10 protein-coding genes and 5 pseudogenes are annotated in these 16184 nt (G+C 59.1%); 9 read left to right on the top strand and 6 right to left on the bottom strand.

Annotation, left to right across the window (positions count from 1 at the left end; genetic code table 11):
• Window positions 1–1133 precede the first annotated feature (1133 nt).
• Window positions 1134–1518 (bottom strand): annotated as a pseudogene (locus QA646_RS30390) (exodeoxyribonuclease III); the annotation flags it as partial.
• 85 nt (window positions 1519–1603) lie between these two features.
• Window positions 1604–2473: an NmrA family NAD(P)-binding protein gene (locus tag QA646_RS30385; protein WP_283061098.1), complete on the bottom strand. Its 870-nt coding sequence runs from the start codon at window positions 2471–2473 to the stop codon at window positions 1604–1606.
• A gap of 100 nt (window positions 2474–2573) precedes the next feature.
• On the opposite strand from QA646_RS30385, the pseudogene QA646_RS30380 reads away from it, so the two are divergent.
• Window positions 2574–3466, top strand: a pseudogene (locus tag QA646_RS30380) (LysR family transcriptional regulator).
• Window positions 3467–3765: 299 nt separating this feature from the next.
• Here the strand turns inward: QA646_RS30380 and QA646_RS30630 are convergent.
• Window positions 3766–4185, bottom strand: a pseudogene (locus QA646_RS30630) (phosphotransferase); the annotation flags it as partial.
• 249 nt (window positions 4186–4434) lie between these two features.
• On the opposite strand from QA646_RS30630, the gene QA646_RS30375 reads away from it, so the two are divergent.
• Window positions 4435–5385 carry a DUF4118 domain-containing protein gene (locus tag QA646_RS30375; protein WP_283061097.1) on the top strand — a complete coding sequence of 317 codons (951 nt, stop codon included), beginning with the start codon at window positions 4435–4437 and terminating at the stop codon, window positions 5383–5385.
• Between the two features lie 604 nt (window positions 5386–5989).
• On the opposite strand, the gene QA646_RS30370 is transcribed toward QA646_RS30375, so the two are convergent.
• Window positions 5990–8839 (bottom strand): winged helix-turn-helix domain-containing protein, encoded by a 2850-nt coding sequence (locus QA646_RS30370; protein WP_283061096.1) that lies wholly within the window; start codon window positions 8837–8839, stop codon window positions 5990–5992.
• 255 nt (window positions 8840–9094) lie between these two features.
• Between QA646_RS30370 and QA646_RS30365 the strand changes: the two genes are divergently transcribed.
• From QA646_RS30365 to QA646_RS30340, 6 genes and pseudogenes are all read left to right on the top strand, one after another.
• Window positions 9095–10369 carry an epoxide hydrolase family protein gene (locus QA646_RS30365; RefSeq protein ID WP_283061247.1) on the top strand — a complete coding sequence of 425 codons (1275 nt, stop codon included), beginning with the start codon at window positions 9095–9097 and terminating at the stop codon, window positions 10367–10369.
• A gap of 33 nt (window positions 10370–10402) precedes the next feature.
• Complete coding sequence (locus QA646_RS30360) at window positions 10403–10819, top strand: organic hydroperoxide resistance protein (RefSeq protein ID WP_283061095.1); 417 nt, start codon at window positions 10403–10405, stop codon at window positions 10817–10819.
• Window positions 10820–10894: 75 nt separating this feature from the next.
• Window positions 10895–11941 carry an alpha/beta hydrolase gene (locus QA646_RS30355; RefSeq protein WP_283061246.1) on the top strand — a complete coding sequence of 349 codons (1047 nt, stop codon included), beginning with the start codon at window positions 10895–10897 and terminating at the stop codon, window positions 11939–11941.
• Between the two features lie 24 nt (window positions 11942–11965).
• Window positions 11966–12478 carry a cytochrome P460 family protein gene (locus QA646_RS30350; protein ID WP_283061094.1) on the top strand — a complete coding sequence of 171 codons (513 nt, stop codon included), beginning with the start codon at window positions 11966–11968 and terminating at the stop codon, window positions 12476–12478.
• A gap of 41 nt (window positions 12479–12519) precedes the next feature.
• Window positions 12520–13361, top strand: a pseudogene (locus tag QA646_RS30345) (oxidoreductase).
• Window positions 13362–13444: 83 nt separating this feature from the next.
• A complete protein-coding gene (locus tag QA646_RS30340; RefSeq protein WP_283061093.1) occupies window positions 13445–14221 on the top strand; it encodes an alpha/beta hydrolase in 777 nt (258 codons plus the stop codon).
• A gap of 118 nt (window positions 14222–14339) precedes the next feature.
• Here QA646_RS30340 and QA646_RS30335 read toward each other — a convergent pair.
• Window positions 14340–14578, bottom strand: a pseudogene (locus QA646_RS30335) (IS6 family transposase); the annotation flags it as partial.
• A gap of 55 nt (window positions 14579–14633) precedes the next feature.
• Complete coding sequence (locus QA646_RS30330; RefSeq protein ID WP_349254283.1) at window positions 14634–15179, bottom strand: VOC family protein; 546 nt, start codon at window positions 15177–15179, stop codon at window positions 14634–14636.
• Between the two features lie 232 nt (window positions 15180–15411).
• Between QA646_RS30330 and QA646_RS30325 the strand changes: the two genes are divergently transcribed.
• Window positions 15412–16110 carry a DUF4336 domain-containing protein gene (locus QA646_RS30325; protein WP_283061092.1) on the top strand — a complete coding sequence of 233 codons (699 nt, stop codon included), beginning with the start codon at window positions 15412–15414 and terminating at the stop codon, window positions 16108–16110.
• Window positions 16111–16184 lie beyond the last annotated feature (74 nt).

Here is a 16184-nt window from a genome sequence, read left to right as displayed (position 1 = left end):
GCCGCCTGCGATGTTGACAGCGTGCGGTTCGAACGAGACTTTTTTAATCAGACTGATGCTGTGATGGTTCGCGAAGAACGCGGTTGGTCACGTTCATAAGCAAATCCAGCGGATAACGGGAGATGATCACCTTGATCGTCCCTGCCGAGCCGGCGGGACAGGATCAACTGGTGGCAAGTGTTCTCGCCGAGGCGCAATGGGAGAACTGAGCCGGGCGCGTAAAGACGCGGCCGCCGGTGATGACGACATGCGCGCCCCTACTAGAACAAGGCGCTGCAGTTTCGATGCCTTGGCGCGACCATAAGCGTACCACGATCATGCTAACTATCGGCGTCAGGGCCGCCAAGTCCGCGCTTCACTCCATCGAAAACCATTTGCTGGAACATCCTGTCGATTTCCGTGGGGTGATGTCGATCTCGCAATGAAGCCACCAGTGCATCACCTCAAGAAGCGCCGACGATGAAGCGCGTGGCGATATCGAGTTCGGCGCGAGATCCGTGGTGACCGGAAAGATCAGCGAGTTCCAGGCGAACCTGCTTGCTGATCCACTCGTGGATCTCTTCCGGTGTCTCGCGTTTGGTGCCGCCGATCAGGCGAACCTACTTTTCTCCGGTTCATCCTCACGTTCTGTGATTCAGTGGCACCTCAGTTCGTCAATGATCAACAAGTCCTTGCCTATCATCGGCAGCACTTGGTCCCTAAAGCGGCGGATCCAGATGGTCTCACCTCGCTGGACGAGCGTCTTACCAGCGCGTTCTAGGCGTCTGAGGAAGAACGATCCGGATTTAGCGGCTGGGTGACTGGAGCGGGGTCACTCTGTATGCGCGAACATGGTCAATGAGCGCGCGCAGCTTGGGCGCCAAATTGCGGCGATCAGGGAAATAGATGAAGAACCCCGGAAATGGGGGCAGATAGTCCTCTAGTGCGCGATTTTCGGCGTGTGGCACCTTCGGTTTTGGCAATAGCCTTTTGTGATATTTAGCATTTTCTGATGAAGTTTGGCCGAAGGCAGTCATCTTTTCGACGGCGACGAATCTCAAATTAAGTGCCAAAATCGAAGCCTGAATCTCAAATTAACTGCTCAATCTCAATTTAAGCGCCGCGCTATCTTGTTGAAATTATTGCATGCCGTGCAGCCGGCGAAACCAGGCGATCTTGTAATCGAACTTCGGCCCCGGAGCCGGATTGCCGTTCGGAAGATACAGGCCTCCGATCAAAATACCGTTGACGGCCGCCTCGATGTAGCGGGAATGACTGTCGTCGGGATCGCCGGGCAGGCCCTTCCGAGTCAGAAGCGGGTCCCTGACCCCGTGCTAGGATGGCGACGCCGTTCCAGCTCTTCTGGCCTTGCCAGATGGCGCCGTACCCGGCCTTTTCCAGTTCCCGCCGCGGAAACTTGTCGTCCGTCGTCTTCAGTTCCTGCAGGCACACGACGTCAGGCTTATCTTCCTTCAGCCAGCGCAGGAGCACTTCCAGCCGGCCATTGATGCCGTTTACGTTGTATGTGGCGATCTTCATGCAAAGGAACCTCGGTGATGAGGAGGAATGACCTCCGATCGCCGATGGTTCCCGTTGCTCTTCCCGGCGTTTGAAGCCGGAGTTGTCAGTTCGCGGCCGCAAGCGACGCGGCAGTTTCGCGGTAGGAATGCAACGGCCGGCTGAGTATCTTAACCAGATGCTCGACGTCGCCTTCTTCCGGGATCATGCCGTCGCTGACATATCGCTCGGCCATCAGGCGCATTTCATAAGCCGTCCACTTCGGCATGAACGTCGTCATGGTCTGCTCGAAGCCGCTCGGATCGTCGCCGCCGTAGACGATGGGACGGCCCAGAATTTCCGACCAGATGGCGGCGACGCCTTCTCCCGTCAGCGTGTCCGGTCCGACGAGGTTGATGGTCTCGATCGGAAGCTTGCCCGGCGCTTCGTCGCGGCGGATCAGTTCGATCGCCGCCACCTCGGCGATATCGCGAGCGTCCACCATGGCGACGCCCTTGCTTCCGATCGGCATCGGGTAGACGCCGTGGTTCAGAACGATGTCCTTGATCATGACTTCGTTGTCGATGAAGTAGCTCGGGCGCAGGATCGTCGCGCTGAAGTCCATCGCCTTGAGCATCCGCTCCGCGCCCGACTTCACTGCGAAGTGCGGTACGTTTACGGCACGATCGGCATCGAAGACCGACAGGTAGACGACGCGATCAGCGCCTGCTTCCTTAGCGATGTTGAGGGCGATGATCGCCTGTGCGAACTCGTCGCCCGTCACGGCATTGAGGAGGAAGAGAGTGCGGACACTCTTGAAGGCCTTGCGCAGCGAGTCGAGGTCGAGAATCTCGCCTTGTACGACTTCGACGTCGATTGGGAAGTTGGCCTTGGAGGCGTCGCGGGTCAGGACACGTACCTTGGCGTTGCGGGATACGAGCTGATCGACGACATGGTGGCCGACGCGGCCGGTTGCACCGATTACGAGGATTGTCATGGAAGTTCTCCGTTGGTTGTTGACAACCCGAATATGGATGGATCACTAATGATCCAATAGACCGATAATTTGGACGCCTCGTTTCATTGGTGGAACATCTATGGATCTTCTTGGCCTCGCCGATTTCGTACTCGTCGCCCGGCATGGTGGCTTTGGAAAGGCGGCGCGTGCGACCGGACGTCCTAAGGCGACGCTTCCCGGCGTGTCGCGGAACTGGAAGCCAGTCTCGGCATGCGGCTGCTCGAGCGCGGTGCCAGAACGCTGAAGCTTACAGAGGAGGGACGGGCTCTGCACCAGCGCTCCGGAGCGCTCCTTACCGAACTTGACGAGACCGCATCCGCGATCGCGGCGGGAGGAGACAGGCCGCAGGGGAGGCTGCGCATCAGCGCGCCGTTGCTGTTCTCCCAGATGGCGATGGGAAGGCTCGCCGCCAGCTTCGCTCTGAAGTTTCCGCAAGTGAGGCTGGAGGTCACGACGGAAGACCGAGCCGTCGACATGGTCGAGGAAGGCTACGATCTAGTGATCCGGGTGAACCCCGATCCGGACAACAGCCTCGTCGGATGTGTCTTCCTGAGAGACCGACTGGTAGCCGTCGCACCGGCAGGGATGAATTACCCGAAGGACGACGCCGTCGTTCCTGTCGTCGTGCGCGGCCCGCCCAGATCGAGGAATGCTTGGACTATCACGACAGACGTGGGAGTGGTCTCCTTCACCGTAGAGACTGTCCTCAGCCTTTCTTCGCTGTTGAATGTCCGCGATGCCGTCAGGATGGGAGTTGGGGCGGCGCGTCTTCCGATCTCCCTCGTCGGAGGTGACATCGCTTCAGGTAGGATGGTGAAATGGGGAGAGGTCGCAGGTTCCGAGATCAGTCTCTGGGCACTCTATCCATCGCGGCGGTTGCTCAGCGCCCGCGTGTCGGCGTTCTTGGAGCATTTGAAGGAGGCCTTTCCGCACGGCAAGCCGGACGAGCTCGCCGCCTACGTCGAGGGGTAATCTTCAAGGCAGGGATAGCGGGTCTAGCTTTCGTCGCAGCCTGGCCCGCTCATGCGCTCGCGTCCCATTGCGAGGCGACGCTGCAGCCGCGACACGCTAGGCGCGCGCCCAACTTTCGGACGAATTCTTTTCTCTCGAACGTATTCCGTCGCTCGCAAAGACCGCATTTGAGCCCGACAAATGCCTCCAGACTTTGTTGATTGCATTATTCCCAATGGCGTAAACATAATGCACCGCGCGCCCGACGTGTACCCGCGGCCACCGTCTGAGCGCGGTCGTGCAGGACAATGATGAGCCATCGGGCGCATCGCGGCAAGATTGACCCTCGTTCCAGTTTCGGCTTGCAGAGATCGGTCGACCAGGGCGCTGTGGCCAACCCTGCTTCAATCGATGCAGCTTGCGAAGCGTATCGACCACCCGCCGCCAATCGGACTTCGTCTGAGGTGGTCCACCCTCGATGTATTTCATCACTACCAGACCGTCACGAACAGGCGGTCGTCAATCGTCGGGATTGGCACTGGAACGGTCATACTTTTATGGTCGAGGTGTTGGAGGAGGTCAGTTTCCCATGCGAGATCAGCGTCGGTCCTGGAACCGAGATGACCAACCACGATCTCCCCGCGGACGCGAACGCTCCAAATGTCGTCAGCGACTTCACCCGCAAGTGGCTCGATTTGAACCGCGTCTTCACCCCATTGGCTGAGTGCTTCCCACCCTATTGGCGATATCCTTGATTAGAATGACGGGAGAAATAGAGAAGGTTCACGACGCTAGGCGCCGCATAGTCACTGTTCTTCAATTTTGCCATGTAGGAACAAATGAGCCTTCCGCCCCGCAGCGTCAACGATGCATCTGATTGGTCCTCTCGCGCGCGATTGCTTTTCTCTCGACTTAGACAAAGACGTTATTATTATTTTCTGTGCGGGCACAGCTCGCTCCAAGTCTGAGCGCGTCATCGGGGCACGCATATGAACGAGGCATCGAATTTCCGGCTGACCAAGCGATTTGCATCGCATTTGCCGCAGGGTCGCGTCCCCATTCGTCGCACAGTTATAATTGCCGTATCGGCTGTCGGCATCGCGAGCCTTTTACGCTATTTGATGGAGCCTGCTGTTACCGGTCTGCCATTCATCACCATGTTCCCGGCGGTGATGGTCGCCAGCACTTTCGGCGGTATCTATTGTGGTTTGCTTACCACCATTCTGGCAGCGGTCGTTTCCGCCTACGCGTGGCTCCCCGCTATCAATTCGTTTGCGCTCACGCAGCAGTCTTGGATCGGATTGGTTGTGTTCTTCCTGGCGAGCGCACTGATCATCGCGACTGCGCATCTTATGCACCTGCTTGTGCGCGCCTTGCGGCAAGCCGAAGAGCAATCCGAGCTGATCGCGGGGGAGATGAAACACCGCATCAGCAACCTCCTTCAAATGACCGACGCATTGGCGAAGCGGACGTTCAAGAACGTCGACCCGGCACAGCGTCAGGTGTTCAGTGAACGCCTTCTTGCCATGGCGACGGTCTTGCGAATGTCCGATCCGGTCTCCAATCGGGATCTGCAGGGTTTGCTTAAGGCGGTATCAGGATCGGTTTCACCGGATCGCATTAGCTTAAGCGGGCCTCACGTCGTGGTTCCGCCCGAGCTTGCAGTCAAGCTGGCTCTGGTCTTCAACGAGTTGCTGACGAATTCGGTTAAATACGGCTCGCTGTCGGCAAACGGCCGCATCAGCATTGAATGGCGGCAGGACGTGGACGCCATTCACATTTACTGGAAAGAAATCGGTGGACCTTTGGTCAAAGTGCCGGAGCAACGAGGTTTTGGAAGTCAGTTGATTGAACGCGTTCTCGGCCCTGGAGAAGGGGAAGCAACGATCGAGTTTCACCCGAATGGGGTGGCGTGCCATGTCGTTTTGTGCAGGGGCTAAGGAGGGGAACGAACTGGATCGGATCGTAGATGTGCCTTGCTGTCTGCCGTCGCATTCGTGGCTATTTCGGTTGGGCATCTTTGTGCCTCGCGAGCATCAAAGCGGAGTATTTGCCGTTGACCTCCATCCCCGCCCGCCCTTATCGCCGTCGGAAACGTAGCTTCGGTTACCATGGCGTGCGGGCAGCCGTTGCGCGGCTCGCAAGGATGTTAGGGCTCAGATCTTTCCGAGACTTTCTTCGGCAAGCGCGTCTGGAGCGCGTTTGTCTATTGCTTCGGAAGGGAGAGTTCGCCTAACGGACGTCGCCGCGGACTGCGGATATCCGGACGTTCCCAATTTCATTGGCACTTTCACAAGATCGATGACCGTCACACCTGATGCATGGCGGATCGACGCTGGCGTCAGATCACAATGGCGCCGATTGCCAAAAATTCGGGAGTAGTTGAGAAGATCTTAGCTCAATCCTGTGCAAAACTTCTTCCCGCCTTGTTATGAATTATTTCGCCTCAAGGTTGATGAGCTAGTATCGCAAGTGCCAGCCGTCACTACTAATAAGCTGGCATACTAGAGAGTGACCAATCTTCTCCAGTGAACGGAATTCAAATTACCTCAACGTTGCAAGCAGGCGAGCAGCAGACCTCAGGTCGGCAGAGTTTGGATCTTTCACGAACTGTTCGAACAGCGGTTGAAGAAGCTCTCGGGCACTCTTGTGCTCATTGCGAGCGGCCAGGAGTGCCGCTAGGTGGGTTGCGGTGCGCAACTCCCAAGCCCGCGCGCCCTGAAAGCGGCTGACCTCAAGCGACCGCGTCAGGCACTTTGCCGCGTTGTCGCTGTTAGATTGTGATGCCGCAAGCACAAGGCCGCCCTTCACACGAAGCAACTCTGCCATGTAGCACGAATCACCGTTCGCCTCGACCGCCCGAATGGTCTCGTCCACGAGCTCCAACCCTTCCGTGACCCGGCCAGCTGCTGCCAAGCCTTCAAGCAGCGAGAGTGTGAGCGGCGTACCGAGCAGCTCGTAGGGTGCCTTATGGAGCTCACGAATGCAATGCTGCAAGCTAAGGACGCCATTGTCGACGTTACCTCGACGGATGGCCAGTTCGCCCATAAAGCCGCGACCGACCGCGAGATAAGGGCGTAGCGAATGGAGTTCGGCAGTTGAGAGAAGGCGATCGGTGTGGATGTCCGCGCGTTCGAGATCGCCGACCCAGAGGAATACCGATACGACCCAGACCAAGGCGATGGACAGCGTGAGAGGGTGGTCTAGAGTTTCTGCCTCCGCAATCGTGCGCAGGGCTTGCTCGACCGCTTGGTCGGAAAGCCCCTGCAGCCACAGGTTCCTGGCGAGTATCGCGCCGGCCAGAATCCTCCCGTCGAAACCTAGATAATTGGTTGTGGTTTGATTTGATCGCGGCCCTATTCGTAACGCAGCTTCCAGTGCCGTCCGCGCGCGACCGAACTCACCGTTGAGGTGGAGCGAAATACCCATGAGAGAGTATGCCAACGTCGCGGAGCCGCCATCCTCCAGGGCTTCCGCCAGTGAGGAGCAGCGCTCTGCATAATCCAGGGCGATCCTGAATTCTCCAGTGCGCAGGTGAAACATCTGCAGGGGACCGAGAACCTGAAGCTGCTCCAGCCCGTCGCCGCGCTCCTCCGCGATTGCCAAGCTTTTTTCCAATGCGACGCGCGCGGCACCTCTGCCGCCGTGCGTGAACATCAGCGAGACCCCCATCGCTGCCCGGAGATGCATCTCCTCGCGCCCGTCGCGCGTGGCCTCGTCGAGAGCCTCTATGGCCTTCGCTGTCCAGCGATGGCATTCGGTCAGCAAGGACATCGACAGAAAGACAGGAGCCGCAGCGGCGGCAAGGCGAATGCCGACTTGCGTGTTTCCGATGGGTCCAAAACACCAATCCAGGGCCGCGCGCACATTAGCAAGACCGTCGAGGTGCAGCGCCCGTTGTGCCGCGCTCGACAGAGTCGGCCATTCGGCGCCGGTCTCTTTGAGCCACTGCATATAATAGATCGCGTGGCGGGCGGCCAAGTCGGCGAACTCAGCTTCCTCGACATCGAGATGAAGGGCGTAGGCGCGCGTGGTGTCCAGCAACCGATAGCGCATCGTCGCTCCGGCGGGTCGTGTCGCGACCATCGACTTAGCGACAAGGCTGTCGAAGGCCGCGAAAACCATCGTCTCATCGATACTGGCGCTCGTCACTACGGCGAGCGCGGCATCGATCGGGAAGTGGCCGACGAACACGGCAAGGCGGCGAAGCAATTGCCGCTCGAATTCAGATAGCAGACTGGAGCTCCAGTCCAGCGTGGCCTGGAGGGTCCTCTGGCGCGGCGGTGCGGTTCGCCGCCCGGTCCAGAGCAAAGACAGGCGTTCATTGAGGAGGGTGGCCGTCTTCTGGATACCGTAGCTTGCGACCCGTCCAGCCGCCAACTCAATCGCGAGCGGCACCCCATCAAGCTTTCGGCAAATGGCGGCTACGACCGCAGCATCGGCGTCGTCAAGGTCGAGGCGAGCCCCACTTGCGGCGGCCCGCTCCATAAACAGTTGGATCGCCGGAAAGCGCTGCGCCATCGTGGCGGTAAGATCCCGTCCGTCCGGGGGGCAGGCGAGCGGCGCCAGTTTAAGGACGTGTTCGCCCTCGACGTTGAGCGGCTCGCGGCTCGTCGCAAGCAGGTGAACCTGCGGCGCAGCGGAAAAGATGCGGCATGCGAGATCCGCCACTGCTTCGATGACATGTTCGCAGGTGTCGAGGATCAGGAGAATTCGCTTGTCCGCCAGATATGTAGCCAGGGCTGATACGAGGTCTTCGGATTGAAACGAAACTCCAAGAGTTGAGGTGATCGTCGCTACAACCTGGAAGGGATCGCCCAACGCCCCGAGATCCACGAAATGCACGGCGCCATCGAAGGATCGGACGAGATCATGGCCCGCCGCAACCGCAACGGTCGTCTTGCCGATCCCGCCCGTGCCGACGATCGTCACAAACCGTTTTTCGGCCAGCAGAGCGGAGAGGGCTGCAATGTCGTCGGATCGCCCCACCATGCGGACGAGTCGGCCCGGCAAATTGGCCTTTGGGAAACTGGAGGGGATCTCTCCTGAGACATCGTCACGCTGGCTCGACCGCTGGATTGGCGCTACAAAGCAATAGCCGCGTCCAGACAGGGTTGAGATGTATCTCGAGCTGTCCTTTCCATCGCCCAATGCCTTGCGCAGATTGGCGATGTGAAACCGCAAACTGCCTTCCTCGACGGTTACATCGGGCCAAACACGATCCAGCAGTTCTTGCTTGCTGACGACTTCATTCGGGCATCCGGTCAAAACGACCAGGATGTCGAACGCGCGACTGCCGAGCTCCACCGGCATCCCGCCGTGAAGCAGAAGCCGTTCACTCGCATTCAAGGAGAAGGCGCCAAACGAAATCGTCTCGCTCGCCGATTGCGTCATGCCGTCATCCTTTGCGACTTGTGGAGGTCTGAAACAATATTCTGCTCAAGACGACCGCACCTTATCGCGTCGTGCATGAAGGATGGTTTCCCGTGCCGTTGAGGATCTGCAAGAAAAACTTGGTGGCTGACTGCTTCCAACACTTCCCTCTGCCCATGAACGCTAACAATCCCTCATAACGCATAACGGGCTTGTCAGGCGATCCTTCTTTATATGTCGAAGCAGACCCTCTGCCGATCCAAGGAGAGAATGATCATGCCCACCCCGTCCCTGTCACTCACGCGGCGCCACCTGCTTGCCGGATCAGTGGCTGCTGGCGCGCTCGGACTGCTTCCTGTGAAGGCGAGCACTGCCGTCGACAGGGAGGCTGTACGCCCCTTCCAGATCAATATTCCGGATGAAGCAATCGTCGATTTGCGTCGACGTCTGGCCGTAGCGCGCTGGCCCGGTCGAGAGAATGTTCAGGATCAATCTCAGGGCGTGCAACTGGCGGAACTTCAGGATCTCGTCGGCTACTGGATGGGCGACTACGACTGGCGGAAAGTGGAGGCCAGACTGAACATGCTGCCGATGTTCACCACCGAGATCGATGGCCTCGACATTCACTTCATCCACGTCCGTTCTCCGCATGAGAAGGCCATGCCGATGATCATGACGCATGGCTGGCCCGGCTCAGTCCTCGAGTTCCTCAAAGTCATCGGCCCGCTCACCGATCCCACTGCGCATGGGGGTGCTGCAGAGGATGCGTTTCACCTAGTCATACCCTCCATTCCCGGCTTCGGTTTTTCGGGGAAACCGACGATGACCGGTTGGAGCTCCGATCATGTTGGTCGTGCCTGGGCGGTCCTCATGAAGCGCCTCGGATATGAGCGTTACGTCTCGCAAGGCGGGGACTGTGGCTCGGTGATTTCTCATCGCATGGCGCTTCAGAACGTGCCCGGACTGATTGGCATACACGTCAATATGCCTGGAACCGTGCCGAAGGAAATCGCGGCTATTCTCGCCGCGGGCGGACCCGCCCCGCGCGATCTGACGGAGGACGAACGGGCAGCGTTCGACGCCCTGGATACCTTCTACAAAGACAGCTCGGGCTATGCAGCCATGATGGTCACCCGGCCACAGACGATTGGCTACTCATTGGTCGATTCCCCGGTCGGCCTGGCCGCGTGGATCTACGAGAAGTTCGCCCAGTGGACCTACAGCGGTGGGCACCCCGAGCGGGTCCTGACGAAGGACGAGATGCTCGATGACATCTCCCTCTACTGGCTCACCGCAACCGGAACCTCTGCGGCTCAAATCTACTGGGAAGACCATTCGAACAACTTCAACGCCGTAGACATTCCTCAGCTTCCTGTGGCGGTGACGGTATTCCCCGGGGAGATCTATTGCGCGCCTCAAAGCTGGGCCGAGCGTTGTTACCACAACCTCGTCTACTTCAATAAAGCAGAGAACGGTGGCCATTTCGCAGCGTGGGAACAGCCGGAAATCTTTACCCGAGAAGTTCGGGCGGCCTTCAGGTCATTGCGCTGATCGGCGCTCATTTTCACAACGAGGAACGACGATATGACCATACAGGCAAAACGGCTCTACACCGCCAAAGTCCGCACCACCGGCGGCCGGGACGGCGCTTCCCGCAGCTCCGACGGAAAGCTGGATATTCGGCTGTCAGCACCCGGCGGCACGGGAGGCGGTACCAATCCGGAACAGCTTTTTGCTGCCGGCTGGTCGGCGTGCTTCGAGGGCGCGATGGCGATCGCTGCTCGCAAGATGAACGTTGCACTGCCTGCTGGCGCGACGATCGATGCGGAAGTGGAACTCAACACCGACGAGGGCGCTTACTTTCTCGGCGCGCGGCTCAATGTGAGCCTCCCTGGTCTCGACCGCGACATTGCCCGAGCTGTCGTGGATGCAGCGCATCAGGCCTGCCCCTATTCGAAGGCCACACGCGGCAACATCGAAGTCGAAATCAATGTCATTTAGCCCGTCGGCTGATCGTTGATCGGATCGCCGGCCAATGGCACACCGAAGGACACCAGAGCAATGAACATAGTCAGAATTCCGGAAGAAATCGACCATTCCCGCCGGCGCCTGTTCGGCATCACTGCCGCCACCCTAGCCACGGCGCAGCTTGGTGCTATTGGCATCGCGAGTGCACAAGATGTCGGTACGCAAGCCGACACTTCCGGCGCAACAAAGCGACGGACGTCATTTGCTTCGCTGAAGCGGATCAACGCGGGTCTGCTCAACGTCGGATATGCCGAGGACGGTCCTTCGGACGGACCGCCGGTCATCCTTCTGCACGGTTGGCCTTATGATATCTATAGCTATGTCGACGTCGCGCCTTTGCTTGCGAAAGCAGGGTATCGGGTGATTGTGCCCTATCTGCGCGGCTACGGGACGACAAGCTTCCTGTCGGACGCGACTGCACGGAACGGCCAGCAGGCAGCGCTCGGTTCCGACGTCATCGCGTTGATGAATGCCCTCGGAATCCAGAAGGCCGTTGTCGCCGGCTACGATTGGGGCGCGCGGACCGCCAACATCGTTGCTGCGCTCTGGCCCGATCGCTGCAGGGCGATGGTATCGGTCAGTGGCTATCTGATTGGTAGTCAAGCGGCGAACGAGGCTCCACTGCCGCCGCAGGCCGAGCTCCAGTGGTGGTACCAGTACTACTTCGCTACCGAACGTGGCCGTGCCGGTTATGCGAAAAACACCGGCGATTTCGCCAGGCTCATCTGGCAGCTCGCCTCTCCGCAATGGAAGTTCGACGACACCACTTTCGCACTGAGCGCGGCAGCCTTCGCGAATCCGGACCATGTCGATATCGTCATCCACAACTATCGCTGGCGGCTCGGCCTCGCCGATGGCGAACCGGAATACGACGACCTGGAAAAGAAGCTCGCCACGTTTCCGACGATCAGCGTGCCGACGATTACGATGGAGGGCGATGCGAATGGCGCACCCCATCCGAACCCCGCGGTCTACGCCAAGAAATTTTCCGGCAAGTATGAGCACCGGCTGATCGCGGGCGGCATCGGTCACAACCTGCCGCAGGAGGCACCTCAGGCCTTCGCCCAGGCAGTCATCGACGTCGACCGCTTTTAGCCACTCGACAGAAGGAACATCGCGATGAGACGCCCTAGTCTTGCACTGGCCGGGCTGGTAGCGACATTGGTCGGAGCCGCGGGCACCGCGCTTGGAGCCGGCGCGGGTTCGGACGCGACGAACGCGTCGCCGATCTACGGCGTGACGATCCCAGACGGCTACCGGGGGTGGGAACTGGTTGCGCCAGCGCTGGAAGCGGACCCGCTGAACGAGCTTCGTGCAGTCGTCGGGAATTCAGTTGCAATCGAAGCATATCGGGCTGGCACGCTGCCGTTTCCGGATGGCACCGTCCTCGTCAAGCTAGCATGGAAGCGAGCTCAATCGCCCGAATTCGAACCTGCATCTGTTCCCGGCGCGGCGACAACCGTCCAGGTCATGGTCAAGGATTCGAAGAAATACGCAGCTACCGGCGGCTGGGGCTTCGGCCGGTTTTTCGACAGCAAGCCGGTCGATGAGGCTCAGCACCAGAGCTGCTTCGCCTGCCACGCGGCGCGCGTTCAGGGACACGACTACGTCTTCACACGGTTCGCGCCGTAGCCCATGCATTGGCAGTGCTGCTGCCCAGAAAGGAAAAGGCCATGTCACAACGATGGCTGATTACTGGAAGTTCGCGAGGCATCGGCCGCGCCTTATCCGAAGCGGTACTGGACGCGGGTCACCGCCTCATCGCAACAGCGCGTGATCCCGCGCAACTGGCCGATCTCACGGAGCGCCATGGTGAAGCCGTCCGGGTCACTGCGCTCGATGTCACCGATCCGTCCGCCGCTCAAGCGGCCGTCCGTCTGGCGGCTTTGGCGGGCTTGACGTCCTCGCCAACAATGCCGGTTACGGCAATGTCAATTCAGTCGAGGATACGGATCTTGATGAATTCCGCAGGCAGTTGGAGACAAACCTCTTCGGGACGATCATCGTGACCAAGGCCGCCATTCCGATAATGCGCGAGCAGCGCCGCGGCCACATCATCCAGTTTTCGTCGGTCGGCGGACGCATAGGCGTTCCGGGTCGCGCGGCGTATTCAACCGCGAAATGGGGTGTGGAAGGCTTTTCCGAGGTGCTTGCTCAGGAAATGGGTTTGATCGGCGTCAAGGTCACGGTCATCGAGCCGGGGGGCTTCCGGACCGATTTCGCGGGATCTTCAACCTTGCTGAAAGCCGGAAGGTCCGAATACGACCAGGTCGTGGGCGCCGCAGCTCGCATGCAGCGAGCCTTCAATGGCCGACAACCCGGCGACCCGGCGCGGGCCGCGAAGGTTGTCCTCAAGGTTGCTGCGATGGATCGACCACCATTACGCCTGCCGCTTGGGAGCGATGCCATAGAGGCGATCGAGCAGGCCGATCGTACGAAACTGGAAGAGCTCCGCCGCTGGCGAGAGCTGAGCCTGTCCACGGATTTCCCGCAGGAATCCAGCGCGCGCGGCTAATCACTGGAGCGACTCCGATGTTCGCATCGTCTGGAACGGCCACCATAGCCGCCGATTTCGATCAACCATGAAGGACATGTCAGATGAAAACACTGCTTGCAGCCTTGGCAATCGCCAGCGCTTCGTTCGGCAATGCATATGCGCAGGCCGACAAACCCACTATCGTTCTGGTTCACGGCGCGTTTGCGGATTCGTCGAGCTGGAACGGCGTCGTCAAAATCCTGGAGAAGGATGGCTATCCCGTCGTGGCTGTCGCCAATCCGTTGCGTGGCGTTAAAAATGATGCCGGCGACGTCTCTGACATCCTTGGCTCAATCAAATCGCCCGTCGTCCTCGTTGGGCACTCCTACGGCGGCTCCGTCATCAGCCAAGCGGCCGAAGGCCATGCAAACGTTAAGGAGCTGGTCTATGTCGCGGCATTCGCGCCGGATGCGGGCGAGACCGCCGCGCAACTCGCCGGAAAATTTCCCGGAAGCACGCTTGGTCCGACTCTCGCGCCGCCAGTCGCCCTGTCAAGCGGAGGCAAGGATCTCTACATCCAGCAGGACAAGTTCCATGAGCAGTTCGCTGCCGATGTCCCTGAAGCCGAAGCCAGGATCATGGCAGCGACGCAAAGACCCATTGAAGAAGCCGCGCTGAACGAGCCCCAAACGGAAGCGGCGGGGAAGAATATCCCAAGCTGGTTCATCTACGGAGACGGAGATAAGAACATCCCACCGGAAGCCTCGGCCTTCATGGCTGCACGGGCGCACTCTCGGGATACCGTGGTAGTCAAGGGTGCCTCTCATGTGGTGATGGTTTCAAATCCGAAATCCGTAGCCGGCCTCATCGAGAAGGCGGCTACGAAGGCATCGCGATGAAAGCGAAATGAGCCGAACCGGTGGGCCGGAGGTCATCGAACGGCATCGTAAACTTAACGGACGCGAGGCAATCATAGCCTGCTCGCACCACTGTGGTTCATGCCCGAGCGATTTTTACCCACCTGTCGCCGAGCCGACCGGATGAGCGCCGGCGGATCTTGTTGGCGAAGGCACGTCCGAATTTCTCCGCCCAAAGCCGGACAGTCAGGTGCGAGACAATGATCCCCCGCGCCGCCAGCATATCCTCGACCATCCGAAGGCTGAGGGGAACGCGGAAATAGAGCCACACAGCGTAGGCGAAGGGATGATCTCGGGAGGAAAGCGATGGCGGTGATAAAGCGGATCACGGTCTGTCATGGCCCGTCATCTCCCATCGTCATCCACGCTTCGTTAATTTGACGATGCCGCTCCCTCACGTCACGATGTCATCCGGCAGGAAATTCGGATTGAACAGCACTTCCCAAAGATGTCCGTCGGGGTCCTGAAAATATCCCGAATAGCCGCCCCAGAATTTCTTTTCCGGTTGAACGGTGATGCGCGCGCCCGCCTTCTTGGCAAGGTCGATGATGCGATCGACCTCCGCCTCGCTGTCAACGTTGTGGCCTATGCTAAATTCCGTCGCGCTTGGCGACCCCTGAGCTACCTTGGCGTCCAAAGCGAGATCGGAGCGAGGGAACAGGCACAGTGCCATGCCGCCTTCAAGTTTGAACAAGGCAATTGCGCCGTGTTCCCATTGGTCGCCGATGATACCTTCGGATTTCAGGCCGAGCCCGTCTCGGTAGAACTCGAGCGAAGCCTGCAAGTCGTCGACAGCCAGCGCAATTATCCCGAAGCGCGGTCGCATGGTCTCTTCTTGATTATGTGACGGAACTTTGTGAAAAACGCTCTTTGTCGGGCGTATGTTGCACGCGACTTTTGAAGCCTCGGCCTGTCGCGTATCTCCTGCATAGCGCGGCACACCAGCTGCTAACTGGCAGGAACGCGCCCTCAAGCCAGACGTTCAGGTAGATGTTGGCTTCACTACCAGGCAGACCGATCCCAGCATTTGAGCTAATGGGGGCGTGCAATCAAATTGATGCAGGCAGCCGCCTTTGGTCTATTCCGCATGCCGGTAACTTGTAGCCAGTCATCGCGCGGCGACCGTCTTATCGGGTGGAAAGTGTTCATCTGGCGGACTAGACTTAGCGACCATGCTGGAGCCGCTGGGATCGAATTTATGGATTGCCGATGGCGGAATCGTCTCGTTCAAAGGATTCGATTATCCGACACGCATGGCCGTCGTGCGTCTTGCCGATGAAGGGCTGTGGTTGTGGTCGCCGGTCGAAAGGACGGCTGCGATCGAGGCTGAGATTCGGGCGCTGGGGCCCGTTCGGCATATAGTGAGCCCCAACAAGCTGCACTACCTGTTTCTAGGCGAGTGGCAGGCCGCGTTTCCGGGAGCGAGTTTATGGGCGACGGCGGCGACAATCGCCAAATGCAAGGAACTCCATTTTTCCGGAGATCTGACTGACGAGCCGCCAGCCGAATGGAAAGGACAGATCGACCAGTTCTATTTCACCAATTCGCCATTCATGGACGAACTGATTTTCTTTCACCGCGCATCGCGCACTGCCATAATCGCCGACCTCTCACAGACCTTCAGCGAGACGTTCTTGAAACACCATTGGCCCTGGTGGATGCGGCCAATCGCAAAATTTTCGAAAATGATCGAAGGATGGGGGTATCCGCCGATTGACTATCGAATCAGTTTCCGCCATCGCGCAACCGCGCGCCCAAAGATTCGTGAGTTGATCGGAAAACATCCCGAGCACGTCGTCGTGGCGCATGGTGAGGTTGTCCGGACGGGTGGCGACGCCTTTTTGCGGCGTGCCTTTTCATGGCTGGTTTAGTAGTCCTAACGTCGGCAATGAGGCGGTCGCCGAATGGCAGCTACTCGCCGATCTTACAAAATAGGAGAAGGTCA

The organism is Rhizobium sp. CB3090, from assembly GCF_029714285.1.
Taxonomy (GTDB): domain Bacteria; phylum Pseudomonadota; class Alphaproteobacteria; order Rhizobiales; family Rhizobiaceae; genus Rhizobium.
This window is presented reverse-complemented; position numbering and strand designations above follow the sequence as displayed.